This is a genomic window from Duganella hordei (genome assembly GCF_040369125.1).
Classification (GTDB): Bacteria; Pseudomonadota; Gammaproteobacteria; order Burkholderiales; family Burkholderiaceae_D; genus Rugamonas; species Rugamonas hordei.
The window spans coordinates 950,813-977,508 of the sequence record NZ_BPWI01000001.1; the positions used below are offsets into that span (position 1 = coordinate 950,813).

Genomic DNA, 26,696 nt, shown 5'->3' on the forward strand with positions numbered 1-26,696 from the left:
CATACCGTACCATGAGCAGCACCACCAGTGAGCGATCGATATGACGGCTATCCATAGCGCAGCAGAGCAAGGCAACGAGACTTGGCGGGTCGGGATCCTGTTTTCCCGCTCCGGGGTGACCGCGGTCACCGAATCCGAACACTTCTTCGGCACCGTGCTGGCCATCGAGGAAATCAACGCGCGCGGCGGCGTGCGCGGCCGCCTGCTCGATCCGGTGGTGTTCGATCCCCAGGGCGACCTGGGCGCCTACCGCAGGCTGGCCAGCCAGATGCTGTCGCGCGAGGGCGTGAACGTGATTTTCGGCTGCTCGACCTCGTCCAGCCGCAAGGCGGTGCTGCCCGAGCTGGAGCGCAAGAACGGCCTGCTGTGGTACTGCTCGCTGTACGAGGGCTTCGAGTACTCGCCCAACGTAGTCTACACCGGCGCGGTGCCGAACCAGAACAGCCTGCAGCTGGCGGCCTATCTGCTGAAGAACTGCGGCAAGCGCATGTACCTGATCGGCTCGGACTACATCTATCCGCGCGAATCGAACCGCATCATGCGCGACTTCTTCGAGCGGCACGGCGGCGAGATCGTCGATGAGATCTACCTGCCCTTCGACGTGCGCCACGAGGAGATCGAGGCGGCCGTCGACGACATTTACCGCGACCGCCCGGAAGCGGTGTTTTCCACCGTGATCGGGCGTCCGGCGCGCGATTTCTACCGCGTGCTGCACGACGCCGGACGCGCCGAAAAGCGGCTGCCGGTGGCCAGCCTGACCTTGGGCGAGACCGAATTGAAACTGATCGGGCCGCAATACTGCGCCGGCCACATCGTCTCGGCGACCTATTTCAGCTCGCTGCCGTCGGAACAGAACCAGCGCTTCCTGGCCTCCTACCGGCGCCGTTTCGGCGCCGACGCCACCGTCAGCGCCTGGGGCCAGGCGGCCTACAACCAGGTGTATCTGTTTGCCGGCGCGCTGGAGCGGGCCGGCTCGATGGACACGCAAAAACTGGTCGACGCGGTGTTCGACGAGCGCTTCGACGCGCCGGAGGGCGCGATCGCGGTCGATCCCGAAAACCACCACGTCTGGCTGCAGCCCAAGATCGGCGTGGCCCGCGACGACGGCGCTTTCGACGTCGTCTGGCAGGCGGCGGAACCGGTCAAGCCCGACCCCTATCTGACCACATACGAGTTTTCCGAATTCTGGCTAAAGTAGGAACCTGAGATGAGCAGACTCTTTGATGATTTGCGCCATTTGCGCGTGGCCGTGATTCATCCGCCGGGCGAAGACCGCGACATTCTGCAAGGCCAGCTCAAGCGCATCGGTTGCCAGGTGCGCTGGATCTGGCCGTTTTGCCTGACGCGACCGCCCGACACCGACGTCATTTTCTTCCTGGTCGACCGCGAGCAGACCGCCACCGCCGACTGGTGCCTGACCGAGACCGAGGCCGTGCTGATCGCGCTGATCGACTATGAGAATCCCACGGTGCTCGGCGCGCTGCTCGAAACCAACGCCAGCGCCGTCATCACCAAGCCGTTCCGCTCGTTCGGCATCCTGAGCACGCTGGTGCTGGCGCGCTCGTCCAACGACTACAAGAAACGGCTGAACAACAAGGTCAAGCGGCTCGAGGATACGCTGCGCTCGCGCAGGGAGATCGAGAAGGCCGTCAACATCCTGGTCGAGCGCAAGCGGGTCAGCAGCAGCGAAGCCTACGAGACCATCCGCCGGCAGGCGACGGCGCAACGCATACCGGTGGTGCAGGTGGCGACGGAACTGATCCGCGCCACCGAAGCCTTCGACAAGATGGGCCTGTAGCGCGGGCCCGCGGCTACAGGAAGAAATATTTATCGAATGATATTGACATGATAGTTCATAGATTTTATATTCCTCCATGGAACCGTTTCCACCAAACGCTTGAACCAGCCGGACCTCGACAGGTATTCACGGTGAAGGCCCGGAGCGGGCCATGCTGAACCGGCTATCGCTTGCTGTTCAACATTTCATGCAGCTCCATGCGGTTGTACGCCACCCGCAGGGCGTCGCGCGTACCCACGGTTTTTTTCTGCACCAGCTGCACCAGGATCTCGTTGAGATTCCTCGACATATTGTCTTCCTTGCGCTTCATGAAGTCGGCAATCATGTGCAGCTTGTCCGGATCGGCGATATAGGGGGCGATCTGCTGGTTGTTGTTGAACACCATCTCGCTGGCCATCACGTGGCTGCTGCCGTCCTCGGAGGGCAGCAGGCTTTGAAAGATCACGCCGACCAGCGAGTCGGCCAGGGCCGCGGCGCGCTGGTTGCGCTGGTCCTGGGGGAAAAAGCTGAGCAGCTTGGTGATCGCGCGCACCGCGCTGCTGGTATGCAGCGTGGCCAGCACCAGGTGGCCCGACTCGCCCGCGTGCAGCACCGTGTCGGCGGTATCGAAATCGCGGATCTCCCCCACCATCAGCACGTCCGGCTTCTGGCGCAGGGCCTCGCGCAGGCCGCTGGAAAAGCTGGCGGTGTCGGTCGGCACTTCTTTTTGCGAAATGATCGACTGCTTGCGGTGCAGTTCATACTCGATCGGTTCTTCTATGGTGACGATATGGCCCTGACGCGTCGTGTTGATGTAATCAAGCATGGACGCGATGGTGGTGGTCTTGCCGGCCCCGGTCGGACCGGTCACCAGGATGATGCCCTTGGTCGCCTCCAGGATGGTCTTGACGTAGGACGGCAAGCCGGTCTGCTCCAGCGCGATCGGCTCCAGCGGAAAGCGCCGGATCGACACCGCCACCCGGTTGCCGCGCGACATGCGGTAGATATTGCAGCGCAAACGCCATTGTTCCAGCACATACGGATGATCGAGCGCCTTGTCGATGATCTTGTCTTCCCAATCCTCGTCGATGGCCCTCAGCAGCGGCGTCATCTCCGCCAGCGTCACCGGATTTTCATCGACGGCGAGCCAGCCGCGCGGCCCCTTCACCATGATCGGTTGATCCTGTTCGATGTGGATATCGGAAAAAATCCGTTTCGCGTTCACCAGTGCCAGCAGTTCCTGCTGAAGATTACGCGCCGTGTGATTGGACATGCTGTCACCTAAATATGAAGTCAGGCCAGTATACCGTGATCGGCATACACCAATGCTCAAGAATATTCACTTTCTTATATGATGCGCAACCGTCTTCGACAAAAACCGCTATCCTAACGCCATCCTGTTTGACATCGATAACATGAAAATAGCGTGCTACATCCGCAACCCGACCGTGTACGAGCAAGTGCGCGGCACTCTGGTCCGCGCCGGCTTCGAATCGATCCAGTTCGATTCAGAGAACGCGTTGTTGCGGACGCTTACGCGCCGCAGCTTCGACCTGATCCTGATCGACGTCGCGCTGCCTCCGCGCGACGACGACAGCATTTTTTCCTGGCTGGGCTTCCGCAGCGGCGACAACACGCCGACGCTGATCCTGTCGCCGATCCGCAGCGCGGACCTGGTCGCGCTGGCCTTGAATAGCGGCGCCGACGACTTCCTGGTACGGCCATTCGAAACGGTGGAACTGACGGCGCGCATCAATGCGCTGATACGCCGCGCCGCGCCGCCCAGCCTGCGGCGCACGATCGAGTACTCCGGCTTTTTGCTGAACCGGGAATCGTCCAAGTTCAGCTACCTCGGCACGCCCATTTCGCTGACCTCGCGCGAATTCAGCATGGCCTGGCTGTTCTTTTCCTCCCCCGGCGTCTACATCTCGCGCGAGACCATCGGCACGGTGATCTGGCGCGCCGACAGCGAAGTGGCCGGCCGCACGATCGAACAGCACGTCTATAAGCTGCGCAAGAAATTGCAGGTCGACGGCAAGCCGGTGGTCATGATACGCACCGCCTACAGCCAGGGCTACCGGCTCGAACTGTGCGAGGACGCCGGCGACGCGCCGCTGGAAGCGCAGGCCTAGCGCACGTCCTGGTCGCGCGCCTCGGCCGGAATATTCTTGTACACCCGCTGCGCGTACTTGATGCGCAACTGCGGATTCCTGGCGTTGTAGGCGCCCACCGCCTCCCAGGTCGGCCCCATGCGCCGCATATTCTGCGACAGGATCCAGGCCCCGACCTGCAGGTTGGTGCAGGCATCCTTCAGCTGCCCCTCCTCCACCCCGTATTTCTTCAACACCGGCAGCCAGCTGCTGTTAATCTGCATCAGCCCGATGTCGTAGGAGCCGTTCTTGTTGCGGTTGATCGCCGCCGGATTCAGGTTCGATTCCGTCTTGGCGATGGCGTACAGCAGGTGCGCGTTGATGCCGTACGAATCGGCGATGTCCTGCCAGCACGCCTGCGCGCTGGAGGCGCAGGCGGCCAGCAGCGCGGCGGCCAGCAGCCGTCGTCGCCGCGCGCGGTCATGGGCGGTAGGTGCCGTTGGCATATCTGAAGGTCTCGTCTGCATAGCATGTCATCGAAAGTGAGTTCGCATCCAGCACAATGGTACCGATCGGGAAAGGGATGTAATACACGCCGTCCGCCGCGTTGAACACCTGGAAATTGCAGGCGTCGCCGGGGTTGAAATGCTGGAACAGCGAGATATGGTTGCTATACATCCACAACTGGCCGCTGACGCCGCCGTCGGCGAACATATCGCGTCCGGCATAGACGTTGTGCGTGGCGCGCAGGTCGTGGCTGGCGTTGACATCGTGTTGTGCCGCGATGTCGTTACCTGAATTAATGTCCCCGTCGGCCCGGATGGTTCCCTTGGAATACACCGAATTGGCCGCGACCAGTTGCGCGGCGGTCGCCGTGCCGGGCACGTCGAGGTCGCCGTTCTGGTCCACCGCCAGCGCCGCCCACTTGGCGCCGTCCCAGGTGAAGGCGCGGCTCAGCGTGGTCACCATGCGCACGTCGCCGGTCGTGCTGCCGACGGCAGGCAGGTCGGCGTAGGCGGCCACCGGATCCTTCCATTGCGACGGCAGGCTCCAGGTGCCGCCGGCGCCGCAGGTCAGCACCGCGCGGGTGGCGGCATCGATCGCCAGGCCGGCCTCGGCCACGCCAGCCGACGTCAGACAGGACGCGCCCGGCGCCACCAGCGCCGCATTGGCCAGCCGTAGCGGCGTGTTCATGCGGTTCAGCTCGGGATGGCCGGGCACCGCGCCGCGATACAGGAAGTCGGTCGACAGCTGGCCGGGGCCGCCGTAGAACAGGTTCGACGCCAGGTGGCCGCCGTCGGCCGCGCCGCCGGTCAGCGCGCCGGCGCCGGCGCAGGCCGTGCCCCGGTAAGGTGTGGTGTCGATGCTCCAGCTGGTGCCTCTGGCGATGGCCGGACTGGCCGCGCTGATGTAGCCGCCGCCGGTGCCGGCGCCCGCCGCCACCACGGCGATCTCGCGGTCGGCGATCTTGTCGCCGCCGACGGTCGTCACCAGCGTGTCGAACTGGCCCGGATGGCCGACCGGATCGGATTGCCGCACCAGCACGCACGGGCTCTGGCCGTAGGCGTTGACGGCGGCCAAGCCCGGCGGCACGAAGCGCCCCGCCTTCAGCTGCGCCAGCGTGACCGGCACGATGGTGGCGGCGGTCGGCGTGGCCAGCTGCAGCGCATCGGCGTTGGCGCTGATGTATTTGTCGGCGCCCGCCACCAGCTGCGACTGGTAATAGCCGGCCTGCTGGCCCTTCAGGTCCGCCAGCGAGGTGTCCATCGCAGTGGACAGGCCGAGCAGGACCAGGGCGCCCACCGCCAGTGCGCCCAGCAGCTCAAGCAGGGCGAAGCCGTGCTGCCGTCGGGTCGGGGGGCGGGGCGTGTGACGTGCGTGCTGTGTCATGGGCTGGTTCCTATCCAGACCGGGGCGCCGTCGGGAACGGCGAGGCCGGCCAGTGCCGTCAATGGAATATGCGTGTCGCCGAACACCGGCGACTGCAGGTTGGGCTGTTCGCGGCGATACACGCCGGCCAGCATCGAGTTCCGCGACAGCCTGGCGATGTCGGCCGAGATATCGCCGGCCGGCAGCCTGGTCGCGTAGATGTAGATCAGGCCGGCGCCGTCGCGGTAGTTGCCCCAGGCCGGCGCAACGCCGCCCTGCCCGCTGGTCGACCAGGCGGGCAGCGCGTGCGCGGCCTTCAGCGTGGCCAGGGACACGCTGGTGTCGCGCAAGTCGTTGCTGCTGAAATAGTCGATCACCGCGCCACGGTAGACCGCCATGTCGTCGGCCACCGCCAGCGCGCCGTTGGCCTGGTTCTGGTCCTGCTGTTCCAGGTTATGGGTGGTGTAATACCCCGCCACCGAGAACAGCACCAGCATCACCGTGATATTCCACATCGTCGTCTCCCTTCAGCCGAGGTCGTTTGCTCAGGTGCCGGTGAAGGTCACGCTGTTGGCTGCCGCATTGGCGCACACGGCGGCCGCAGCGGCGGCCGTGGCCGGGAAGGTGTTGATGATGTTGGCGCCGCCCTGGTCGATCTGGGTCCAGCCGTTGGCGCCGCTGACCATGCCCACGCAGACGTCCTGCGGCACGCCGTTGTAGGTCACCGTGAAGGTGCTGGTGTTGCCGGTCACCGTGACCGCGCCCGCCCAGCTGTTCGTCACCGCGTTGGCGGCGCCCCTGGTCAAGGTGGCCGGCACGGCGTTGGCCTTCAGCAGCGTCGGCAGCAGGTCGGCGGCCGGGTAGGTCTGCCCCAGGTACAGCTTGTGCACGGCGGTGCGCAGCGCCACCACTTCCTCGGAGCTCTGGTTCGACTTGGCGCTGCCGAAGGCGGACGTCAGCAGCGACACCGCGCCCAGCACCACCACCGCCGCGATGCCCAGGTAGGCCAGCGCCTCCAGCAGCGAGGCGCCGCGTTGACGCGCGGGACGGCCGGCGCCGCGCAGTGTTGTTTGATTCAGGTTGTCTTGATTCGCCATGATGCATTTCCTCAATTAAGCTTGATGTCAAAGTTCAATGGACGCCATGCGTCAGCGCCGCGATTTCCTGCTGGATGCCAAAGAAGCCCGTGACCAGCCAGCCGATCACCAGGGCCAGCACGACGATCGCCACGCCGTTCAGCACCCTCATCCGGAGCGTAATCACTTCCACGCCCTGCTCCAGCCACTCATCCGCCATCAGCTGCAAGGCTTCGGCGAATCCCTTGTATTTCGCGTACACGCAGAGGTCGTCGATCACCTCCGGCGACGGAAATCCATATCCCGCATTGCGCAGCGCCTCGCCGCAGTTGAGGCCGGAACGCACCCCCAGCAAAGCCCCGTCCAGGCGCTCGCGCAGCCAGGGCTGCGCCATGGCCGACAGCCGCGCCAGCGACTTTTCCACCGTCACGCCGGCCGCCTGCAGGGCCGCGAACGCCATCAGGAAGCCGCTGCCCGCCGTCAGGCGGTAGATCGAGTACGGCGGCAGCCGGTCGACATGCACCCGCAGCGTGCCGCGCCAGCGTGGCAGCGAGACAAACAGCAGCACCAGCAGCAGCGCCACGCCCCCCACCGCCTGCAGCATCCAGTGCTGCACCCACACCGACATCAGGTACAGCGAGCGCGCCGCGCCGTGCCAGCCGGCCGGATCGACGATGCGGCTGAACTCCGGGATCACCCGCGTGCCGAACAGGTACACATACACGCTCACCAGGAACAGGATCGACAGCGGATAGGCGATGCCGCCCAGGATGGCTCCATTGATTTTCTTGTTGGCCTGGACCACGGTCACCACCGACAGCAAGGTCGGCTCGAGCCGGCCGGCCTGCTCGCCGGCCATCAGTATCATCTGCTCGGTCTTCGGCACCCACCAGTCCAGCCCGTCCGACAGCAGGCGGCCGTTCTGCACCATGCGGCGGCAGTCGTCCAGCACCATCGCCAGCGGATCGTTGGGACGCCGCCCCTGCTGCGAGGCGCGGTCGCGCAGCTCCTCCAGGATTTTCAGCAGCGGCAGGCCGTTGGACAGCATTTTGGCCATCTTGCGGTACAGGCGCAGCCGCGCGGAATCGTTGAACTGGGTCCTGGCCCACCAGCGGTTGACGTCAATGCGCATGGCCGCCCTCCACCAGTTGCAACTGCAGCTGCGGCGACTGCGGCGGCTGGCGCGTGATGCCCAGCGTGAAGTGGCCGACCACATGTTCCGCCATGCGCGGGTCGATCAGCCCGGCCGCCACCTTCTCGATCGCGTGGTCGAGCATGGTGCGTCCGCCCAGCTCCTTCAGCCAGTAGTTGATCGCCTCCATTTTCTCGCCCTGTCGCACATACTTGAAAAACTGGTCGTCGGGGATGATGATCTCGGCCACCACCGAGCGGCCGGTGGTGCCGTGCCCGCCGCAACGCTCGCAGCCCGGGCCGGCGATGTGGACGTTCTCCAGGTCCGCCGCCACCCGCTGGCGGATGCGCAGCAGCGCCGCCGGCGTCAGCCGGTCCTGGTGCGCCGCCAGCGGCAGCTTGCAGTGCGGGCACAGCGTCTTCACCAGGCGCTGGCTGATCAGGCCGGTGATCACCGTGTGGTCGGCGATCAGGCTGAGCGGCAGGCCCAGGTCGAGCAGGCGGTCGACGATGGCCAGCGCGCTGTTGGCGTGCACCGTGGTCCACACCTGGTGGCCGGTCATCGAGGCGCGCAAGGCGTTCTGCGCCGACGCGCGGTCGCGCACCTCGCCGATCATGATGGTGTCCGGATCGAGCCGCATGGCGTTGGAAATGGCGGCCGCGAACAGGCGCGAGCGCTCCTCCTCGTTGTGGGCGTTGGTGACGGCGGTCTGCACCGCGCCCTCGATCGGATATTCGACCGGATCCTCGATGGTCAGCACGTGCACCTTGCCGCCGGCCTCGATCAGCTCGCCCGACAGCACGCGCTGCAAGGTGGTCGACTTGCCGGAGCCGGTCGGGCCGCTGATGATGTTCATGCCGACCGGCTGCTCCTTGAGCCGCTGCAGCATGTCCGCGTGGGCGTCGCTGAAGCCCAGCGGGCGCAGGTCGATATTGTCGCCGGCGTCGTTGTACAGCAGGCGCAGCACCATCACGCTGCCGTCGCTGGTGGGCACGGTGGCGATGCGCACGCCGTACAGATCGGGCGGCAGCTTGTCGCGGTCGGCGATGCTGGCGTCCTGGCGTTCGGTCGGCTTGTACGAGCTGTCCGACACCGACGTCATCGCGCCGTACAGCGTCGCCAGCAGGCGCTCGCCGTATTCGCGGGTCTGGCCGCCGACCGGCACCAGGTCGTTATGGATGCGGAAATAAATCTCTGTGCAATTTTTTTTCACGCGCAAGTGGATGTCCGACGCCCTGGCGCGGCAGGCCTTGGTCAGCAGGTCCTTGGCCGTGACCTGCATCATCGAATGCTCCTGGTGGCGGTCGCCGCCCGGCAGCAGGTTCTGGTTGACGCGCCGTATCACCTCGATATTGGTGTACAGCGCGGTGTAGGCGCACCCCATCCGCTCCAGCCGCCCCTGGTAGGACAGCACGTGCGAATTGAGCTGCTGCCCGGCCGCCACCAGCAGGCGGCCGTCCGCCAGCAGGCACAACAATTTCTTTTCCTCGGCGCTGGCCTCGTAGTTGCCCGCGTTGCTGAGGATGGCCACCCCGTCGAGATCGCGGATATCGTCGACGACGGTCCGCGGCGCCGGCTGGCCGTTGTGCCTGACCGGGCGCAGCGTCATCTTGCCGCTCCGCGCAGCTGGGGCGCCGGCAGCGACAGGCCCGTTCCAGGATAGTTGGGGTTGAAGCCGACCGGCTGCTGGCCATAGGTGCCGAGCCGCACCCTGCGCTTGTTCCTGGCGCGCGCCACCACCTCGCGCGGGCCGATGGAGACGATGGTCATGCCGTTGCCCAGCACGTCGCCCGGCTGCACGTCGACGATGCTGCCGTCGCCCATCTGCAGCGTGGCGAAGAGCTTGCTGCCGATGCCCTCGATGCCGCGCACCACGGGATCGTCCACCGCGGCCGGCTGGGTCACGATGGCGGCCTGGTTCTGGCGGCTGGCGATGTCGTTCTGCTTGGCCACGATGCTGGCCTGGACATCGAGCTGGCGCTCGCGCGCCTTCAGCACCAGGGTCTCGGCCTCGATGCGGGTCAGGCTCTCGGAGGTGCTCTGGGCGCGGACTGCCTGCCCCTGCAGGGCCAGCACTGCGAGCAACGGAATGGCGAATTTATTTGGCATAGATCGTTCCCTCGATGAGCCATTCGGACGCGCGGTAGACCATCTTGTCCACCCGCACGCCGGGGCGGTTGAGTATCGTCGCAATTTCCATCGGCTCGACGCCGTGGGAATTCAACGCAAATGAAAAGGATTTCCACGCCGGCGGCGCCACGGCTTCGCCGGCCTGCGCCGGCCTGGCGTCGACCTGCGTCACGCGGAACGGCAGCCCCATGGCCTGGAAGCGCGTCAGCAACGGCTCGATCAGCTGGCGCTGCTCCAGCAGCCCGTCGTCGCTGCCGGCCTGGCCGTTCAGGGCGCTGGCGAAGGTGGCCTTGTCGCCGCCGATGTCCACCACCACGGCCGGAATCTGCTCGCGCAGCATGGCCACGGTCGAATCGGCGCGGCTCCAGGCATAGCGCGCCTCGCCGGCGGTGCAGCCATAGGAGTCGAGCCGCCAGCCGCCGGCGGTCGGATGGGTGAACTGGCGCTGGCAGGCCGCCACCAGCACCCGCGGCGGCGCCTGGTGCGACCACGGATGCGAGACCGCCGAGTTGGCGCGCAGCAGGTTGGCGCGGGCGGCCTGAAACGCCAGCTCGTCCGCCTCGGCCTGCTTCTTGTGCTGGTAGTAGCGCCAGCCGGCCACGCCGCCCAGCGCCACCGCCAGCGCCACGCCGGCGGCGGCCGCCATCGGCAGCCAGGTGCGCGCGCCGTCGATCTGGCGCAAGGCCCACCAGCGGTGGATGCGGGCGCTGCCGTCTTTTCTCTTCGGGATGAAGCTGTCGATGTCGCGCGGATTGAAATTGTGAAAGCCGTGGCTGGCCAGTCCCGCATCGCCGATCACCACGTTCCAGCCGCCCAGCGCGTAGTCGCTGTGCAGGCGCTCGAGCACTTCCTCCCGGCTGCCGGCGAAATCGCCATTGGGCAGGAAATTGGCGTCGCGCACCGCGAAGTACACCCACTGCCCGTCCGGCAAGGCGAAGGCGCCCAGCCAGTTGTGCACCTGCTGCTGCTCGCCATCGTAGAACGCGCCCTCCAGGGCCAGCGTCTTGGACACCACCGTGGCCAGCGAATACATGCCGCGGCGCGCGCCCTCCTTGCTGTGGCCGAAGCCGGCCTGGGTGGTGGAATGGTCGGTGCGGATGACCATCAGGTCCGCTTCGATCTTGCGGCCCAGGTCGGCCGCTTCCCTGGCCAGCTCGCGCGGCCGCGACAGCGACTGCCAGAACAGGCCGCAAACGAACTTGTGCTTGCCGATTTGCGTGATGTAGAGCGCCATGGCCGTCTCCGCCGATCAGGAAGAGATCGCCATCGACACCGGCGTGATCAGCACCACGATCACCTCCTTGGTCTTCTTGGCGTTGGCGCCGCCGCCCAGCAGCGGATTCTTGGCGCTGCCCACGCCGCGGTAGTCGAGGTTGTCGTCTGTCTGCTCGAAGCCGCTGATGATCAGCGTCTCGTTGGACTTCATCGACACCCGCTGCAGGAAGTTGCGGGTGTCCAGTTCGGGCGACTCGATCTTGGTGCCGTTGCTTTCGATCACGCGGATGGTGCGCAGGGTCGAGATATCGGTGGAGAACTGCAGCATCACGGTACCGTTGGTCAGCACGTGCGGCAGGATGCTCATGTTGAAGCCGGCCGTGACCACGCCCGGCACCAGCGTGGTGGTGGTGCCGACCTGCGCCACGATCGAAGTCTGCGACGACGCCAGGTAGGTGGTCTGGCGCGCCACCTGCACCGGCACCGGCTGGTTGTTCAGCGTGACCACCGAGGCGGTGGTCTGGCGCCGTACCTTGCCCTGTTCCGACAGCGCGTTGATCATCGCCGTGGTGCCGGAAAAGCGCGACGATCCCAGGATGCTGGCGGTGAAGCCGACCGCGCCGGTGCTCGGCGTGAAGGTATTGTTGATCTGGAATTTGCGGTTCAGCGTGTTGTACACCGCGTTCCAGTTGATGCCGTACTCGTCGGAATCGGACAGGCTGACCGACAGCACCGTGACGTTGATGGCGATCTGCCGCGACAGCGCCTTGTTCTCGCCCTCGATGTAGGCGGCGACGCGGTCCAGCGTGTCCGGCGTGTCGACCACGGTGATGGCGCCGGTGGCCGGCGACGCCAGCACCTTGCCGTAAGGCGACAGCATCACCTTGATCGCGCTTTCCATGCCGCTGTAGACCGACAGTTTCGAGGCCACGCCGATGTTTTGCGAATTGTTGGCCGAGACCGCGCTGCCGGAGCCGCCGCCGCTGCCGCCGCTGCCGCCGCTGCCACCCCCACCGCTACCACCGCCACCGCCGCTGCCGCCCGACACGCCGCCGGACGAGCTCGATCCGCTGGCGACGGTGGCGGTAAAGGTTGAATCGCCGGGAATGGCGCTGATCTGGAAATTACGCGCTTCGGTATGGAAGAACTGGATGGTGCCGTCGACGAATTTCCACGACACGCCAAAGCGCGCCGCCGAGGTGTCGAGCAGGCCTTTCAACGGACCGTCGCCATAGGTGATGCGCACGCCGTGCGGCACGTCGGCAAACGAAGCCTGGCCGGAAGTGGGTGGACGCGGCAGCGCCGGCGGCGCGGCGTTGTCGCCCGGCAGGCCGGCCGGCAACGGCGGCATGCCGCCGTTACCGCCAGCGGGCAGGTTGACCCGCGAACGGAAGGCGCTGGCGGCCACGGCGATCGCGTCCGGCGTCACCTTGCTCGGCACGCCGGAGCGCAGCGTGATGCGCTCGGCCAATTCGCTCAGCGAGCTGATCGTGCGGTCGAAGGTGGTCGGCGCATAGAACACCGGCGGCAAGGCCGGCTGGCCCAGCTTGATGACATTCTTGCCCAGCCAGATGCCCTGCTCGTGCGTCACCAGCGGCACCGCCGGCAACACCGCGCCGGGCGCCGTGCGGCCCACTTCGGCCACCAGGCTGTGCGCCTTCTCGTCGGCCGTGCCGATCTCGCTGTCCAGCTTGCCGGCCATGCCGCTGCAACCGGCGACGAGCAGGACCGTCGGTGCCAGCATTGATAATTTCCAGGCCATTATTCGCTCCCTTTCACCATGATGCGCAGCACCTTGTTACCTTGGTAGAACACTGCCTTCATCGGTATCTCCGCCGACTCCATGCTCTTGACCACGGTATTGACCGCCTCGTCGAAATTGCCCGGGACCGTGGTCCTGGCCTCGACCGCGTAATCGACCGGCAGCTCCCACAACAGCTGCCAGCCGGCGGCGGCGGCCCAGCGCTGCAGCGCGGCGTTCAGCGTCTTGTCGGAGACCATGATTTCCCACACGGGCGCGGCCGGCGGCGCCGGCACCACCGGTTCCGCCGGCGCAGCGGCGCGCTCGACAGCCCTGGCTGCGGCGCGTGCCGGCTTGCGGACGGCCTTGTCCGTGTCCAGGCTGGCCAGCAACATGTCGCGGTTGTCCGCCAGCGCGTTGGCCAGGCCCTCGTCGAGCGGCGCCGGCTCGTCGCACTCGTCCTGCTGCCCGATGCCGGCGGCGAACAGGCCGGAAGCGAAGCTGCCGCCCAGCGAATAATTCAGCGCCGGCGCGGCGTCGGCGGCCATCGCAGTGGCGCCATGAGCGGCCGCCACCGTCAGCAGCAGCGAGGCCGTCAGCCTGCCGACGCCTGCGTGCATGGATCTTGTTGACATACGTGAGAAATACATGACCTTCCCTTCCCTGCCGTACATTGAGAATCAACCGGCGCCGCCCACAGGCACGCCGCTTCCTGGCGGTGCCGGCGTCGCCGCCGCACCGCAGACCTGATGACTTGACTGATGGTAACGAAGTTGGCGCGACACATTCTCAAAAAATATGACCGTGCGCGCCGTGCCGCTTACAACATGCCGACGCGGCGCGCCGGCGTGCACTTGAACTTGCGTGGCGGCAGACGCAGGCCGCTGCCGATCACCACCGAGTCCTGCACCGTCGACGGCGCCGTCGACAACAGCGGCGCCGCCTCGACGGCCTCGCTCTTCTCCAGCACGGTGACCGGCTTCTCCTTGACTGCCGCCGCCACGGGCCGGCCCGACATGGTCTTGTGCTCAATGCCGTCGCTGCCGGAGATGCGCGGCGTGATCAGGAACAGGCGTTCCTTGGTGCTGTCGGACTGGGTCTCGCTGCGGAACAATCCTCCCAGCAGCGGCAGGTCGCCCAGCAGCGGCACCTTCTGCTTGTCGCGCTTCAGCGATTCGGCGTGGTAGCCGCCTATCATCAGGGTCTGCTGCGCGTCGATGATGGCCTGGGTGCTGATGGTCGAACGGGTGACGGCGGCGGAGACGCTGCCGGCCTTGCCGTCCGCGCCGGACACGCTGTCGGGACTGTCCAGGGTGCCGTCCTCGATGTCGACTTCGAGCCGCACGCGCGTCTGCCCGCCGTCATGGATGATGCGGGGAATCACGCGCAGCATGGTGCCGGCGGTGACGTCGGCCAGGTCGGCCACCCTCTCGCCCACCAGCGACACGTAGGCGCTGCGGCTCAGGTCCAGCACCGCCGGCACATTGTCCAGCGTCAGGATGGTCGGCGTGGCCAGCACGCGCGCCTCGCCGGTCGACTGCATCGCCTTCAGCCGCGCATAGAAGCGGCCGGCGTCGCTGATCAGCAGCGTGGCGCCCGGCAGCGGCAGGCTGGTGCCCTGCGAAGACTGGGTGGTGCTGTTGAACACGCCGTTGACGACCCCGGCCCGCACGCCCCATTCCACGCCCATGTCGGCCAGCTTGGAGCGGTCGATGTCGACGATCATCGCCTCGATCTCGATCTGCTGCGGCTGCACGTCCAGCTCGGCGATCAGCGCCGCGTACATTTCCTTCTTGTTGATGTTGTCGTAGATCATGATGGCGTTCAGCGTCGAATCGGCCTCGATGCGCGGCGGCGCCTCCTCCTCGCGCGGCTGTTGTTGCTGGCTGCGCGAAGACTGTGCGCCGCCGTCCTCGGCCATGACGCGGTTCTTGCCGGCGCTGTCGGGTGCCGTGAACAATGGCGCCAGGCCCTCGCCGCCGCTCTCGGCGGCCTCGCCCTTGCCCAGCTTCGGCAAGCGCGAACGCTTGCTGCTGTCGGCGTCGAAACGGCGCTTGGGATCGGTCACCTTCTCGGCGCTGTGCGGGCCGAACAGCAAGTTGCCGAGGATGGTCTTGACGCCGGGGATGGTCTCGCTCTTGCCGCGCGAATTGATGGTGCGGTCCGTCGCGCTGGCATATTTAAGGCGGAACATCATGATCTGGCGGCCTTTGCGCGGCGTCTTCTTTTCCTTGGGCAGCAGGGTGTCGCGGGCCAGTTCGACATAGCTGCGCGGGCCGCTGACGATCACCACGCCCTCGTCCGGCAGCTCGCCCCAGCCGAAACGGTCGTCAAACAGGCCGAGGCCGATCAGCGCCGATTTGGCGTCCTGCACCGCGTCCTCGCCGACCTCGATGCGCAGCGACGTGCTGGCACCGGCCGGGGTGACATACAGCGTGTCGTTGTAGACGAACCAGCGGAAGCGATGGATGCCACCAAGGCGGTTCAGGAATTCGACGCCGTTGTCGGCCTTGATCCGGCCGCCCTTGACCACGCGGTCGCCATCGATCTCCATCGACAGGCGCACGCCGTACGCGCGGCTGAATTCCTCGAACACGCTGCGCAGGGTCATGGCGCCGGCGTTGATGGAAAATCCGCTGTCCTTCCACGAAGCCGGCGTGGCGGCCCGCGGCGCGGCGCACCAGAACAACTGCAACAGCAGCAGGCCGGCGATGGCCAAGGTCCTGACACAGGCTTGACGGCTCATCGTGTTTCTCCGGAAAACAGTTGGCGGATGCGGTCGGCGTCGCGCCGAGTTTCGGCCGCGGGGGTGGAAGCGGCGGGCGCCATCGCCGCGCGCCACATCGCGACCTGGTTCAGCAGGCCTTCCAGCGCGTCGCCGGCGTCACGCCAGGATTCCGCCCCGGGCAGCCACTGGGTCAGCATCAGCGAGCCGTCGTCGCCGAGCGAGAGGCCGGCCTCGAATTCCAGCGCGCTCTGGAAACCGGTGCGCATCGCATCGGCCAGTTGCACCCCGGTGGCGGCGCGGGACAGGTGCGCGCCCAGTATGGCGCCGCCGGGCTGCAACGCCAGCAAGACTGTTTCGCCGTCCACGTCGACCGGCTCGTCCAGCGGCAAGGCGTCCAGCCATTGCTCGATTTGTTGGCTCTGCATGGCCTATTTGCTCTCGTTGAGCACGGTTTTCAGCGGCTTTTGCAGCAGGTTGAACTGCGCCATCATGGCAGTGTGGGTAACGGACTGCTTTTGCAGCAGATCCATGAAGCGGGCCGGGTCGGGCGTTTCGCCGTCGGCCTGCTGGCGGCTGAAGTCGTTGATCTGCTGGCCTATCCCCTCGAACTTCTGATTCAGGTGGCGCAGGTTTTGCAAGACCGGGCTGCTATGCTCTGACATGGTTTTCTCTCCTCGATGGCGGTGGAACGTGGCGCTGGACCTTGACGCTCCAATGAGTGGCGGGAGGAAGAGAATTAGTTCGCCATGCCCCAGTTTTATTTTTCGCCGGCATCGGCGGGCGGTGGCCCGACCTGGGCGATGGCCGCCCGCAATTCCCCGCTGGCGAGCTGGAACTCGGCCCGCCATTCGCCGCTGGCGGCCTCCAGCCGGCAGGTTCCGGCCGTCAACCGCGCATCGGCCTTGCGCTCCCAGACGCTGTCCGGCGCCAGCGCCAGGTCGTCGGGATGCAGCCATACCACCGGTTCCACCAGTTTTCCCGGCGCCTCCTGCTGGACGCGCCGGAACATGGCGGCGATGCGCTCGCGCGGCGTCAGCTCCAGCAGCAAACGGTCGTAGACTTCCTGGGCCAGCTCCACCACCACGTGTTCCATGCGCGCCAGCATGTCCTGCTGCGCCTGGCGCAGCCCATCCAGCAGCTGCGTTGCCTGGCGCACCACGTCCTGGCGCTGCTGTTGCACGGCCTGGCCGGCTTCCTGCCGGGCCTCAGCCAGGATCAGGCCGGCCTGCTCGCGCGCCTGGTCGAGCAGACGGGCCGCGGCCTGGCCGGCGTCCGCGCTGACGCGCAGCGCCTGTGGCCGCAATACGCCGTGCTCGGCACGCAGTATCGCCGGCACGCTGATACGTTCGACACAAAAATCGTTCATCGACATTCTTTCCTAGGTAGGGGCTTGTGCGCGCGCCAGGCAAAGGCTCCAGCACCGCTGCGCGCGCGACAGTGCCGCCGCCGATGCGGCAGCGCCGGACAACGTAGGGGATGGCGCGGCGGGAACGTCGTGCAGCAGGCGCCGCAGGCGCGGCCACATGCCGGGGAATTGTGCGTCCAGGCGGCATGCCAGTTCCAGCATGCCGCGCTGCCCGGCGTCGCCGCCGGCATGGACGGCTCCGCCTTGCAGGGGCTGCGTCATCGCCACGCTCAGGCACCAGCGGCGATCGCCGGCGAGGAGCGAGCGCAGCACGGCGTGATCCTGTTCGCGGGCGGCGAACAGGCCGCCATACAGCGCGCAACAGCGGCGCAGCGCGGCGCCATCCTCCAGCGCGGCGGCTTGCCAGCCGGGATTGCCGGCAGCCGGCAAATCCGGCGGCACGCCGGCCTGCCGGCACCAGGCGCGGTAGGCGTCGCGCCGCGCCGGCGGCGCGTCGACACCGGCCAGGACCGGATCGCCGCCGCCCAGGCGCCACGGCGCGAACCACCAATCCAGGAAGGTTGCGGACAGCGCGCTCACGGCTGCGCTTCCGGCGCAGGCGCCGGCACCGCCTTGCGGCTGGCCCAGCGCATGGCCAGCCGCATCACCAGCGCGGCCACCCTGGGACTGCGCATGGCGTAGCGGAACAGCAGGTAGCCCAGCCCGGCCGACGCCATCGCGCCCAGCACCGCCAGGGTGAAGGTTAGCCAGCCGACCGAATCCTGCGCCACCACGAACGGCCCCAGCATCGTCCATTGAATGCCGACCGGCGGCGGCTCGCCCGGCATCAGCACCACCGACACCTTGCCGCGCCCGTCGTCGCCGCCGAGGCCGGGAATGCTGGAGGCCACCAGCTTGCGCATGCGCGGCAGCACCGCGTCCTCGTCCAGCGGCGGCCGGTATTTGACAAACACCGCCGCCGACGACGGTTGTATCGGCTCGCCCGGCGCGATGCGTTCCGGCAGCACCACGTGCACGCGTGCCGACACCACCCGGTCGAATTGCTGCAGCGTCGATTCCAGCTCCTCGGACAAGCCATGGATGTAGCGGATGCGCTCTTCCATCGGGGTAGAAATCATGCCCTGCTTCTTGAACACCTCGCCCAGGTTGGACAGGCTGCGGCGCGGCAGGCCGGCGGCATTCATGGCCTCGGTGGCGCGCGACAGGTCGCCGTCCTTGGTGATCAGCGTCACGCCCTCCTTGGTTTTCTGCTTTTCGATCTCGATACCCTTGCGGTTGAGTACCAGGATGATGTCGTTGGCGTCGGCGTCGCTCAGGCCGGCCTGCAGCGTGACCATCTTGGTGCAGGCGGCCAGCATGACCGGCAAGGCCAGCATGCAGGCCAGGCGCAGGCAGCGCGATAACCGGTGTGGGTTCAGGATATCCATGGGCGGCCCGAAGGTGCTTACTGCAGTTTGGTCAGGGAGTCGACCGACGACGCGGCCTTCGACACGGTCTTGGAAACGGTCTGCACGCGCAACTGGTAGTCGTTGAGCGCCATCATGGCTTTCATCAGCTGCATCGAATCGCCGGTGCGGGTCGATTGCTCCAGCAGTTTGGACACATACATCTGGTCCTGCTTGAGCTGGCCAGCCAGATTGGTGGCGCGGCTGGCGATGACATTGCCCAGCGAGGCATTGTCGGCGCCGGTCTTGCGCGCGCCGGCCTGCATGTGGTGTTCCAGCCGGGCGCGGAACTGCGCGCTGTCGGCCGCGTCGGCGGGTTGTATGTCGAGCGACAGGGAATTCTTTTGCTGCGCGCCCGGCATCGAGGCCGCCGGGAGGGTTGCCGCTTGGGTCGTTGGATTCATGTGTTCGGCTCCAGGATTGAGTTGATCCGCAGTAGTTAAGTGGCGCCGGCGGCGCCGAGGGTTCCCTCACAACGGCTCGTAGCGGCTGGCGCAGTATTCGCCGCCACAGCCCAGGTCCGACGACGGATCGCAGAAGCCCGCCGTGCCGCAGCGGCGCTGGCAATCGGCGCGCGACGACGGCCGCAGGCGGGGCAGCGGCTGCGGCCGTCCCACCGGCGCCTGGCGCGGCGCCACCACCACGTGGCTTACCTTCAGCGCCATCTGGTGCGCGCGGTCGCCGACGCCGGCGATGGTGTGGTCGACGGGTTCGCCGGCATCGTCGTGCAGCCAGTCGCCGAAGCCGGCATTGGCGATGGCGCCGGCGGCGCCGATGAAGTCCGGCACCGGGGGCGCGGCGGCGCCGATCGCCAGTTCCGGCGCCACCGCGCAGTCGAGGCTGCCGCCCTCCTCCTGCGTCCTGGCCGCGGCCCGCTGGCGCCGGTCGGCCTCGGCCGCGGCCTGCAACCGGATCCGCACGCGCCGGGCACCGTCGGCGACGGCCTGCTCACGCGCCGCGACGGCGTCGATGTCGGCGCTCTTCATCGGCCGCCTGGCGGCGCCATGCCGCTGGGCGGCTCGCCGAGCGATTCCAGCTCCACCTCCAGCCCGGCCTGCCCGCTCGCCATCAACTCGTGGACCACGGCATACACCTGGGCCACCGCCTCGTAGCTCGATGTCGGCACCGGCGTATCGTCCCGGCATGTAGCGTACAGCGTGCGCGCCAGCCACACATGGCGGATCACCGGAATGCCGCATTCGCGGGCGCGCTGGATGATGGCCTGCGCCACCTCGTCCTTGCCCTTGGCCAGCACCTGCGGCACCATCACCTGTTCCGCGTCGTAGTACATGGCCACGGCGAAGTGGGTCGGATTGACCACCACCGCATTGGCGCTCTCGGTCTTGGCGGCCGGGCTCTCGTTGGCCCACTGCCGCGCCAGCTGCTTGCGCTTGCCCTTGATCATCGGGTCGCCCTCGGATTCCTTGTGTTCGCGCTTGATCTCTTCCTTGTCCATCATCAAGTCCTTTTTGTGGAAATACTTCTGGACCGCGAAGTCGATCATGCCCAGGCACAGGCAGACCACGACAATCACATGAAAAATCGAGCGCAGCAATTCAACAAAGGTGTGGAACACATCTTCCGGTTCGCCGCCGGACAGCGCGATCATTTCCGGCAGGTGGCTGCGGATCAGGTTGTAGACGATCCAGCCGATCAGCGACGCCTTGCCCACGGTGACCAGCAGCTCGATCAGCTTTTTTTTCGAGAACAACTGGGTGACGCCGTTGACCGGGTTGAGCTTGTCGAACTTGGGAACGATCGACTCGGTGGAGATCAGGATGCCGAACTGCCCCCAATGGGCGGCCACGCCGACCACGATGCAAACGACAAAGAAGCAGCAGAAAATCACCAGCAGAAACAAGCCGGCGGTGGTGGCGATCTGCCCCATCTCCAGCCGGAAGTTGTGGCCGATGCCGAGGATGGCTGAATTCATCATGTTGAAAATGGCGTCGCGCCACAGCGACTGGGTGGCGAAGGCCATCTCGGCCACTACCACCAGCGTGGCCAGCCGGGCCAGGTCGCGGCTGACCGCGACCTGGCCTTTCTCCTCGGCGTCGTCGATCTTCTTCTGTGTGGGTTCTTCGGTCTTGTCGTCGCTCACTTGGGCACCTGCATCAGGCTGGCGGCCAGGTCGAGCAGATGGGAGAAATCGCCGGTCACATAGTGCGAAAAGGTCGGCCAGTAGGCCAGCATCAGCAACAGGCCCACCAGGCCCTTGATCGGCGCCGAGGCAAACGATACCTGCAGATTGGAGGCGAACACGCCGACGATGGCGAAGCCGAACTCGATCAATATCAGCGGGATGATCACCGGCGCGCCATACACCACGGTGTACCACAGCAGCTCGCCGAAGCGCTTGATCAGCACGTCGAAATGCCCCGGTTCGAACGGTGGCAGCAGCGTGTACGCCGGCCACACGGCATAGCTTTCGATCAGGATGCGCGCCAGCGCCGAGAACAGGCCGGCCAGCACCATCACCAGCACCACGGCCTGGATCAGCATGCCGCCGATGGCGCTGGCGTCGCGGTCGACGCTGGCGTTGTTGGCCTGGATCTGGATCGGCGAACGCTGGGTGTCGAAGATCGAGCCGATCGACTGCGCCACCCACAGCGGGATCGACATCATGACGCCGAACATCAGCCCAATGATCGCTTCCTTGAACGCCAACATGCCCGACAACAGGAAGTCCGGGCCGTTGTGCTGCACAAAATAAAACGTAGGCAAGGCTGCCGGCAGCGCGATAGCCATTGCCGCCGTGTTCCGGGCCATGCCGGTCAGCACGTTGAGGCCGAAGCCGGGCAGGATCGACAGGCACACCAGCACCCTGGGCGTAATCAGCGCCAGGGTCACCAGCAGCGCCTGCATGTCCAGCAACAGCGAAGCCGGCATCACGCCGCTCCCGAGCGGACCGGGGCCTCAGCGGCCGACATCGGGCACCATGCGCATGGCCAGTTCGGTCAGTTGTATCAGTTCGACGCCGATCCAGCGCCCCATGCCGGCCAGGGTGACGGCGACCGCCACCAGCTTGACCACATATGGCAGGGTCTGGTCCTGGATCTGGGTCACCGCCTGCACCAGCGACACGGCGACGCCGCACAACGTGGCGATGATCAGCGGCGGCGCCGACAGCATGATGGCCATCCACAGTCCCTGCTGGAAGAAGTTGAGCGTATCACCCATGGTCTGTTGCTCCGGTTTATAAATAGGGGTTTATAAATACGACATCGCAAGCGCGTTGAGCAGCTTGCCCCAGCCGCCGACCACGGTGAACAGCAGCAGCTTGAGCGGCGTCGTGATGGTTTGCGGGCTGACCTGCTGCATGCCCAGCGCCATCAGCAGGTTGGAGATCAGCAGGTCGATCACGACGAACGGGATATAGATCAGGAAGCCGATCTCATATCCGGTCTGCAGCTCCGACACCACAAAGGCCGGAATCAGGATCAGCGCGTCGCTGGGCTTGGCGTCGCGCGCTGCCTCCTTCGGCCACAGCTTTCTGGCCGACGCCAGGAACAGCTCGCGCTGGTCGGCATGGCTAACCTTCAGCATGAACTTGCGCAAGGGCTCGAACGATTCCTGTGCCTTGGCCAGCAGCGGCATGCTGCGCGAACTGGCGGTATTGGTCTCCAGGCTGAGGGCGGTCTTGCCGATCTCCTGCACCGTCGGCGCCATCACGAACACGCTCAGCGCCAGCGAGATGCCGTAGATGGCCAGCGTCGGCGGCACCTGCTGCACGCCCATGGCGCTGCGCAGCACCAGCAACACCAGCGAGATCTTCAGGAACGACGTGGTCGTCACCACGAACAGCGGCACCAGCGCCAGCATGGCCAGCAGCACCGAGAACGAGACGACATCATATTGTCCGTTCAGCATGCCCCGCCCCACTGCGTGATGCGGATGCCCAGCACGCCGTCGACATCGACCACCTCGCCGCTGCCGACACTGCGGCCACCGCAGACGATGCCGATCGCTGCCGGATTGCCGCCGTCCAGCGTGAGCACCGTCTGCGGCCCCAGCGTGCGGACTTGCCCCAGCGGCAGGCTGACCCTGCCAAGCTCGAACACCAGCGTCACGGACACCTGGTCCAGCACGGCCTCGCCGGCGCCCTCCTGCGGCGTGGTTTCCTGCCAATCCTCGGGTCCGTCGCCGGGCGCCGGGTCAAGCACCTGCTGGTCGTCGCCGTCGCCGGCCTCGTACGTCTGTTCGAATTCCAATCTTTCCTCCTTGGCGATGAGTTGTAAGCTGCCGGGCGCGCGGTAGCACACCCGCCAAGCCTGGCCGGCCAGGCGCAGCATGCCGCCGCCGTCAATGGCAAATGCCGCCTGCGCGGGCAGGATGATGTCGCCGGCTTCGATGCGGCGCAGCGCCGCCAGCGGCAGCCGGTGGCTCGCCAGCACCACGGTTGCCGTGGCCGGCCAGTCGAGGCAGGCGGCAAGCGGAGAGCGCAGCGGCGTCCAGTCCGGCTGGTTCAACAGCTCCAGCCAGGTGGCGCCGGCCGCGCGCAGCGGCAGGTCGAATACATGGTGTTCGTGGCTGACCCGCAGGCGCATGGCGTGCGGCGGCGCGGTGAAGGCGGATGCCGGCGCGATGTCTTGCATGGCGCGCAGCGGCGTGTTCTGCAGGCGGCCAAGTACGGCGGCCACCAGCCAGTCGGGATAGCGGCCGGCCTCCATCTCGACCGATTCCAGGTCGATGCCGGTCAGCACGCGCAACAGGCGGGCGCCGTCGTCGACTTCCAACGGCCCGGCAGGACCGGACAGCCACAGCGGCACGGACTGGCCGCCGGCGTAGCCGTTGCTGACGCCGCCGGGCCGCAGCGTCAGGCTGGCGCCCTGTTCTAGCGGGCTATGCAGGCCCAGCCCCAGCTTGCGGCTGAGCAGCGCGTCGTCGGCACGCAGGCGCGGCGCCCCTTGCAGCAGGGAGCGCGCCGGCGCATCGCCGGGATCGCGGCAAATACCGGGCACGGGAAAAACGGTGTCGGACATGGATGCTTGGTTCCTCTGCGGCGTTCATCGGGGGCAGCGGCATCCGTGCCCAACTACAACACGGCGAGCCTGACCGGTCTGCTCATACGTCGCATCAAGCCTGTTTGCAGTTCCATTTGTTTGCGCCGCAACCAGTCGCGCAGTTTGTCCCCGCCGGCCGACAACAGGAACGAAGCCGAGTTGCGGCTGACGTCGGCCATCACGCCCAGTTTGTCGCCGTTAGGCAGCAGGATCTCGAAGATGCCGCTGTCGCCGTCCGTCGGCAGCAGGTCCAGCAGCATGTCGCTGTCGAATTGATCGCCGCCGGATGCGGCCGGCGGCGCCAGGCCGGTCTGCTGGCCGTCGTCATGACCGTCGCCGCGCCCACCGCCACCGCCGTCAAGCCCGGGCGGGATGGCGACGCTGATCGCTGACCCGGTCGGCTGCTGCTGGGACGCATCCTGCCGTGCCGGCGTTCCGGACGTGGCTGCGCCGGTCGTACCCCGCTGGGCGACTGGGCGCGTCGCGGGCGCGGTGGCGGGCCGTGCAGCGATGCCCTGCGCCGTAGCAACCGGCGGCGAGGCCGGCCTGGGCGGCAAGGATGGCGGGCGCGGACGGGGTGCGGGCGCGGGTTCCGGAGGATCCGGCAACGCCGCGCCTAGCGGTAGTACGGCCATCTCAATCCTCCCCGGCGCGCGCCAGGGCGCGGATCTCGTCACGCATCACGGTCAGCTTTTCCTGCTGGCGGCTGGCCTCCAGCATCCGCCGGCAGGCCGTGAAAAACTCTCCGCCGGCCCGCCGGCTGCGCTGCAACTGTTCGCGGCAATCCAGATACAACTGGGCCGCCTCCTTTTTCATGCGTTCATAGGCCGCCTTGGCCCGGCGGAATTCGCCGCTGGTAATGACCATGGACAGGAACTGCTGGCGCGCCTCCATCCATTGCTGTTTGGCTTGGTGCAGGGCCTGCTGCCAGCGTTGCTTTATCTTCCGCAACGCCGCGCGGCTCCCGCGCCAGCGCTCACGCGCCTCGTTGCGTTCGCGTTCGAAGCGTCCCAGCCGTTGCTTGCGCATATGCAGCAGCTGGTCCAGCCGCTTGTCCTCCGGCTTGCGCTCGGCCACGTCGACCGGTTCGCGCTTGCTGCGTTTGGGGCCAATGCCGGCTTGCTGGGCGGCGCTCATTACTGCAGCTCCATCATGGTCGCCAGCGTCTGGTCGTAGTCGTCGCTGCTGCTGGTGTCCTGGCGCAGGAAGGCCAGTTGTTCCGGCCGCAGCCGCACGGCCTGGTCGGCCACCGGATCGCTGCCGGACTTGTATTCGCCCAGCCGTATCAGCAGCTCCATCTCCTGGTAACGCGACATCAGCTCGCGGAACCTGGAGGCCGACTTGCGGTGCTCGCGCGTGGTGACGTTGCTCATCACGCGGCTGATACTGGCGAGCACATCGATGGCGGGATAATGGCCCTGCTCGGCCAGCTTGCGCGTGAGCAGGATGTGGCCGTCCAGCAGGGACTTGGCCTCGTCGCCGATCGGGTCGGACGACGATTCGCCGTCCACCAGCACCGTGTACATGGCGGTGATCGAGCCTTGCGGCGTGGCGCCGGCCCGCTCGATCAGGCGCGGCAGCATGGTGTAGACCGACGGCGTGAATCCGCCGCGCGCCGGCGGCTCGCCGGCCGCCAGGCCGATCTCGCGCTGGGCGCGGGCAAAGCGGGTCAGCGAATCGACCAGCAGCAGCACCTTCTTGCCGCGGTCGCGGAAGCCTTCGGCAATCGCGGTGGCGGTGAAGGCGGCGCGCGAGCGCTCCATCGAGGTGCGGTCCGAGGTGGCGCACACCACCACGGTCTTGCGTATCAGCTCGGCGTCCAGCTCGTGCTCGAGGAATTCATTGAGTTCCCGCCCGCGTTCGCCGATCAGGCCGAACACGATGGCTTCGGCCTGGCAGCCGCGCGCGATCGCCGCCATCAGCGTGGTCTTGCCGCAGCCGGGGCCGGCGAACACGCCGATGCGCTGGCCCACGCCCATGGTCAGCAGGCCGTCGATGGCGCGCACGCCGGTGGCCAGCGGCGTGGCGATGCGCGGCCGGTCGGTGGCCTTGGGCGCGTCGCGTATCACCGGCGCCATGGCGCGCCAGGTCGCGACATTGTCCACCGCCGCCGGGGCGCGGAACATCCATCGACCGAAACCGTCCAGCACGCAGCCGAACAGGTGGTCGCCCACCTCGATCGTATGGGCGCGCCGCAACGGCACGATGCGGGTGCGGTTGGACACGCCTTCCAGCGGACTGAGGGCAGAGAGGATGGCCGATTTCTCGGTGAAGCCTATCACCTCGGCCAGCATCGGCTGGCCCGGCAGGTCGGGGTTGACCAGGTCGCACAATTCGCCGATCCGCACCGGCGGCATGTGCGCTTCAATCAGGGTGCCCAGCACCTGCGAGACCTTGCCGTGGCTGATGAAGCCGGGCTTGGCGGGCAGCCCGTCGCGCCACGGCTGCAGCCGCGCGGCCAGATGCTCGAGCCGCTGGTCCACCATGGTGCCGAAGGCGGCCGTCACCATGTGACTTCAAGGTGGTGTTTGCCGGTAAAGCTGAGCTGGTTGCCGCCGATGGCCGCCAGCCGCACGCCGCGGTATTCGTCGCCCACATACAGGCGCTTGCCGTCGTCGGTGACGATGCTGGCGTTGTTGCCGGTAATAACTTGCTGTATGCGGAAAGGCAGCATCGCCTCGGCGCCGCCGACCTTGACGTCGACCGGGAAGCGGATGTCGTGCTGCTTGACGAACGCGGTCAGCATGCGCCGGAAGCGCTCGGCATCGTCGTCGTCAAGCACGGCGCGCATGATCCAGTGGCCGTCGGCCAGTTGCAGGTCGAAGCGGTTGAGCAGATCCACTTCGGTCAGGCGCTTGCGCAGCGCGCTGCGCAACTGCTCCTGCGACAGGGGCTGGGCCGGTTTGGCGCCGTCCTGCAGCGAGGCCGGCATGGCCTCGGCTCCGGCGTTCACGGCGGCGATGCGCGCCATGGGATCGGGCTGGCCGGGATGACGGTTGGTGATCGCATAGGCGGCCGACACCACCGCCGCCAACGCCACCGGCGCCAGCAGCACGAGGCGGCTGCGGCGCGCGGCCCGGGGCGGCGGCACGGCGGCGGCCTGCGCGGCGGCTGCGCCCTCGCC

30 protein-coding genes and 1 pseudogene are annotated in these 26,696 nt (G+C 66.9%); 3 read left to right on the forward strand and 28 right to left on the reverse strand.

Going from position 1 to position 26,696, the window contains the following annotated elements; translation table 11 throughout:
• Nucleotides 1-40: 40 nt before the first annotated feature.
• A complete protein-coding gene (locus ABWW33_RS03965; protein ID WP_176650739.1) occupies nucleotides 41-1,198 on the forward strand; it encodes a transporter substrate-binding domain-containing protein in 1,158 nt (385 codons plus the stop codon).
• Between the two features lie 9 nt (nucleotides 1,199-1,207).
• Nucleotides 1,208-1,798 (forward strand): ANTAR domain-containing response regulator, encoded by a 591-nt coding sequence (locus ABWW33_RS03970; RefSeq protein WP_176650738.1) that lies wholly within the window; start codon nucleotides 1,208-1,210, stop codon nucleotides 1,796-1,798.
• Nucleotides 1,799-1,961: 163 nt separating this feature from the next.
• On the opposite strand, the gene ABWW33_RS03975 is transcribed toward ABWW33_RS03970, so the two are convergent.
• Nucleotides 1,962-3,050: a type IV pilus twitching motility protein PilT gene (locus ABWW33_RS03975; RefSeq protein WP_176650737.1), complete on the reverse strand. Its 1,089-nt coding sequence runs from the start codon at nucleotides 3,048-3,050 to the stop codon at nucleotides 1,962-1,964.
• 142 nt (nucleotides 3,051-3,192) lie between these two features.
• Between ABWW33_RS03975 and ABWW33_RS03980 the strand changes: the two genes are divergently transcribed.
• The gene (locus ABWW33_RS03980; protein ID WP_353399126.1) at nucleotides 3,193-3,909 is read left to right on the forward strand and encodes a response regulator transcription factor; all 717 of its coding nucleotides are present in this window, start codon (nucleotides 3,193-3,195) and stop codon (nucleotides 3,907-3,909) included.
• On the opposite strand, the gene ABWW33_RS03985 is transcribed toward ABWW33_RS03980, so the two are convergent.
• The 27 genes and pseudogenes from ABWW33_RS03985 to ABWW33_RS04115 all read right to left on the reverse strand — a co-directional run.
• Nucleotides 3,906-4,373 (reverse strand): lytic transglycosylase domain-containing protein, encoded by a 468-nt coding sequence (locus ABWW33_RS03985; protein ID WP_353399129.1) that lies wholly within the window; start codon nucleotides 4,371-4,373, stop codon nucleotides 3,906-3,908. The two genes, ABWW33_RS03980 and ABWW33_RS03985, sit on opposite strands and share 4 nt — an antisense overlap.
• On the reverse strand, nucleotides 4,348-5,757 hold the full coding sequence (gene pilV / locus ABWW33_RS03990; RefSeq protein ID WP_353399131.1) for a shufflon system plasmid conjugative transfer pilus tip adhesin PilV: 1,410 nt from the start codon (nucleotides 5,755-5,757) through the stop codon (nucleotides 4,348-4,350). Before pilV ends, ABWW33_RS03985 begins: the two co-directional genes overlap by 26 nt.
• Complete coding sequence (gene pilM, locus ABWW33_RS03995; protein ID WP_353399133.1) at nucleotides 5,754-6,251, reverse strand: type IV pilus biogenesis protein PilM; 498 nt, start codon at nucleotides 6,249-6,251, stop codon at nucleotides 5,754-5,756. The genes pilV and pilM overlap by 4 nt, the downstream gene beginning before the upstream one ends.
• A gap of 30 nt (nucleotides 6,252-6,281) precedes the next feature.
• Nucleotides 6,282-6,833, reverse strand: coding sequence for a type 4 pilus major pilin (locus tag ABWW33_RS04000; RefSeq protein WP_353399136.1), 552 nt, complete (start codon nucleotides 6,831-6,833; stop codon nucleotides 6,282-6,284).
• Nucleotides 6,834-6,867: 34 nt separating this feature from the next.
• Complete coding sequence (locus ABWW33_RS04005) at nucleotides 6,868-7,944, reverse strand: type II secretion system F family protein (protein WP_353399138.1); 1,077 nt, start codon at nucleotides 7,942-7,944, stop codon at nucleotides 6,868-6,870.
• The gene (locus ABWW33_RS04010) at nucleotides 7,934-9,553 is read right to left on the reverse strand and encodes a GspE/PulE family protein (RefSeq protein ID WP_353399141.1); all 1,620 of its coding nucleotides are present in this window, start codon (nucleotides 9,551-9,553) and stop codon (nucleotides 7,934-7,936) included. The genes ABWW33_RS04005 and ABWW33_RS04010 overlap by 11 nt, the downstream gene beginning before the upstream one ends.
• Complete coding sequence (pilP, locus tag ABWW33_RS04015; protein ID WP_353399143.1) at nucleotides 9,550-10,053, reverse strand: type IV pilus biogenesis protein PilP; 504 nt, start codon at nucleotides 10,051-10,053, stop codon at nucleotides 9,550-9,552. The genes ABWW33_RS04010 and pilP overlap by 4 nt, the downstream gene beginning before the upstream one ends.
• Nucleotides 10,043-11,308, reverse strand: coding sequence for a type 4b pilus protein PilO2 (gene pilO2, locus ABWW33_RS04020; protein ID WP_353399146.1), 1,266 nt, complete (start codon nucleotides 11,306-11,308; stop codon nucleotides 10,043-10,045). The genes pilP and pilO2 overlap by 11 nt, the downstream gene beginning before the upstream one ends.
• 15 nt (nucleotides 11,309-11,323) lie before the next feature.
• Nucleotides 11,324-13,033: a PilN family type IVB pilus formation outer membrane protein gene (pilN, locus tag ABWW33_RS04025; RefSeq protein ID WP_353399149.1), complete on the reverse strand. Its 1,710-nt coding sequence runs from the start codon at nucleotides 13,031-13,033 to the stop codon at nucleotides 11,324-11,326.
• A gap of 17 nt (nucleotides 13,034-13,050) precedes the next feature.
• Nucleotides 13,051-13,650, reverse strand: coding sequence for a toxin co-regulated pilus biosynthesis Q family protein (locus tag ABWW33_RS04030; protein WP_353399152.1), 600 nt, complete (start codon nucleotides 13,648-13,650; stop codon nucleotides 13,051-13,053).
• A 200-nt stretch (nucleotides 13,651-13,850) separates the two neighbouring features.
• Nucleotides 13,851-15,776, reverse strand: coding sequence for a type III secretion system outer membrane ring subunit SctC (gene sctC / locus ABWW33_RS04035; protein ID WP_353399155.1), 1,926 nt, complete (start codon nucleotides 15,774-15,776; stop codon nucleotides 13,851-13,853).
• Nucleotides 15,773-16,183, reverse strand: coding sequence for a hypothetical protein (locus ABWW33_RS04040; RefSeq protein ID WP_176650725.1), 411 nt, complete (start codon nucleotides 16,181-16,183; stop codon nucleotides 15,773-15,775). Before ABWW33_RS04040 ends, sctC begins: the two co-directional genes overlap by 4 nt.
• Nucleotides 16,184-16,186: 3 nt before the next feature.
• The gene (locus tag ABWW33_RS04045) at nucleotides 16,187-16,420 is read right to left on the reverse strand and encodes a hypothetical protein (protein ID WP_176650724.1); all 234 of its coding nucleotides are present in this window, start codon (nucleotides 16,418-16,420) and stop codon (nucleotides 16,187-16,189) included.
• Nucleotides 16,421-16,515: 95 nt separating this feature from the next.
• On the reverse strand, nucleotides 16,516-17,124 hold the full coding sequence (locus ABWW33_RS04050) for a FliH/SctL family protein (RefSeq protein WP_176650723.1): 609 nt from the start codon (nucleotides 17,122-17,124) through the stop codon (nucleotides 16,516-16,518).
• Nucleotides 17,125-17,136: 12 nt separating this feature from the next.
• A complete protein-coding gene (locus ABWW33_RS04055) occupies nucleotides 17,137-17,703 on the reverse strand; it encodes a hypothetical protein (protein ID WP_353399160.1) in 567 nt (188 codons plus the stop codon).
• Entirely contained in the window at nucleotides 17,700-18,551 is an 852-nt protein-coding gene (gene sctJ / locus ABWW33_RS04060) for a type III secretion system inner membrane ring lipoprotein SctJ (RefSeq protein ID WP_176650721.1), read from the reverse strand. Before sctJ ends, ABWW33_RS04055 begins: the two co-directional genes overlap by 4 nt.
• A gap of 17 nt (nucleotides 18,552-18,568) precedes the next feature.
• Entirely contained in the window at nucleotides 18,569-18,973 is a 405-nt protein-coding gene (locus ABWW33_RS04065; RefSeq protein ID WP_353399163.1) for an EscF/YscF/HrpA family type III secretion system needle major subunit, read from the reverse strand.
• Nucleotides 18,974-19,039: 66 nt separating this feature from the next.
• A complete protein-coding gene (locus tag ABWW33_RS04070) occupies nucleotides 19,040-19,555 on the reverse strand; it encodes a hypothetical protein (RefSeq protein ID WP_353399166.1) in 516 nt (171 codons plus the stop codon).
• Nucleotides 19,552-20,670 (reverse strand): type III secretion system export apparatus subunit SctU, encoded by a 1,119-nt coding sequence (sctU, locus tag ABWW33_RS04075; protein WP_353399169.1) that lies wholly within the window; start codon nucleotides 20,668-20,670, stop codon nucleotides 19,552-19,554. Before sctU ends, ABWW33_RS04070 begins: the two co-directional genes overlap by 4 nt.
• Complete coding sequence (locus tag ABWW33_RS04080; protein ID WP_176650717.1) at nucleotides 20,667-21,458, reverse strand: EscT/YscT/HrcT family type III secretion system export apparatus protein; 792 nt, start codon at nucleotides 21,456-21,458, stop codon at nucleotides 20,667-20,669. The genes sctU and ABWW33_RS04080 overlap by 4 nt, the downstream gene beginning before the upstream one ends.
• 27 nt (nucleotides 21,459-21,485) lie before the next feature.
• A complete protein-coding gene (gene sctS / locus ABWW33_RS04085; protein ID WP_176650716.1) occupies nucleotides 21,486-21,749 on the reverse strand; it encodes a type III secretion system export apparatus subunit SctS in 264 nt (87 codons plus the stop codon).
• A gap of 30 nt (nucleotides 21,750-21,779) precedes the next feature.
• A complete protein-coding gene (gene sctR, locus ABWW33_RS04090) occupies nucleotides 21,780-22,439 on the reverse strand; it encodes a type III secretion system export apparatus subunit SctR (protein WP_176650715.1) in 660 nt (219 codons plus the stop codon).
• The gene (gene sctQ, locus ABWW33_RS04095) at nucleotides 22,433-23,551 is read right to left on the reverse strand and encodes a type III secretion system cytoplasmic ring protein SctQ (RefSeq protein ID WP_353399174.1); all 1,119 of its coding nucleotides are present in this window, start codon (nucleotides 23,549-23,551) and stop codon (nucleotides 22,433-22,435) included. Before sctQ ends, sctR begins: the two co-directional genes overlap by 7 nt.
• 53 nt (nucleotides 23,552-23,604) lie before the next feature.
• Nucleotides 23,605-24,207, reverse strand: coding sequence for a hypothetical protein (locus tag ABWW33_RS04100; RefSeq protein ID WP_353399177.1), 603 nt, complete (start codon nucleotides 24,205-24,207; stop codon nucleotides 23,605-23,607).
• Nucleotide 24,208: 1 nt separating this feature from the next.
• Nucleotides 24,209-24,709, reverse strand: coding sequence for a hypothetical protein (locus ABWW33_RS04105; protein WP_176650712.1), 501 nt, complete (start codon nucleotides 24,707-24,709; stop codon nucleotides 24,209-24,211).
• The gene (locus tag ABWW33_RS04110) at nucleotides 24,709-26,082 is read right to left on the reverse strand and encodes a FliI/YscN family ATPase (RefSeq protein WP_353399180.1); all 1,374 of its coding nucleotides are present in this window, start codon (nucleotides 26,080-26,082) and stop codon (nucleotides 24,709-24,711) included. The genes ABWW33_RS04105 and ABWW33_RS04110 overlap by 1 nt, the downstream gene beginning before the upstream one ends.
• A pseudogene (locus tag ABWW33_RS04115) lies at nucleotides 26,076-26,696 on the reverse strand (FHA domain-containing protein); the annotation flags it as partial. The gene ABWW33_RS04110 and the pseudogene ABWW33_RS04115, both read right to left, overlap by 7 nt.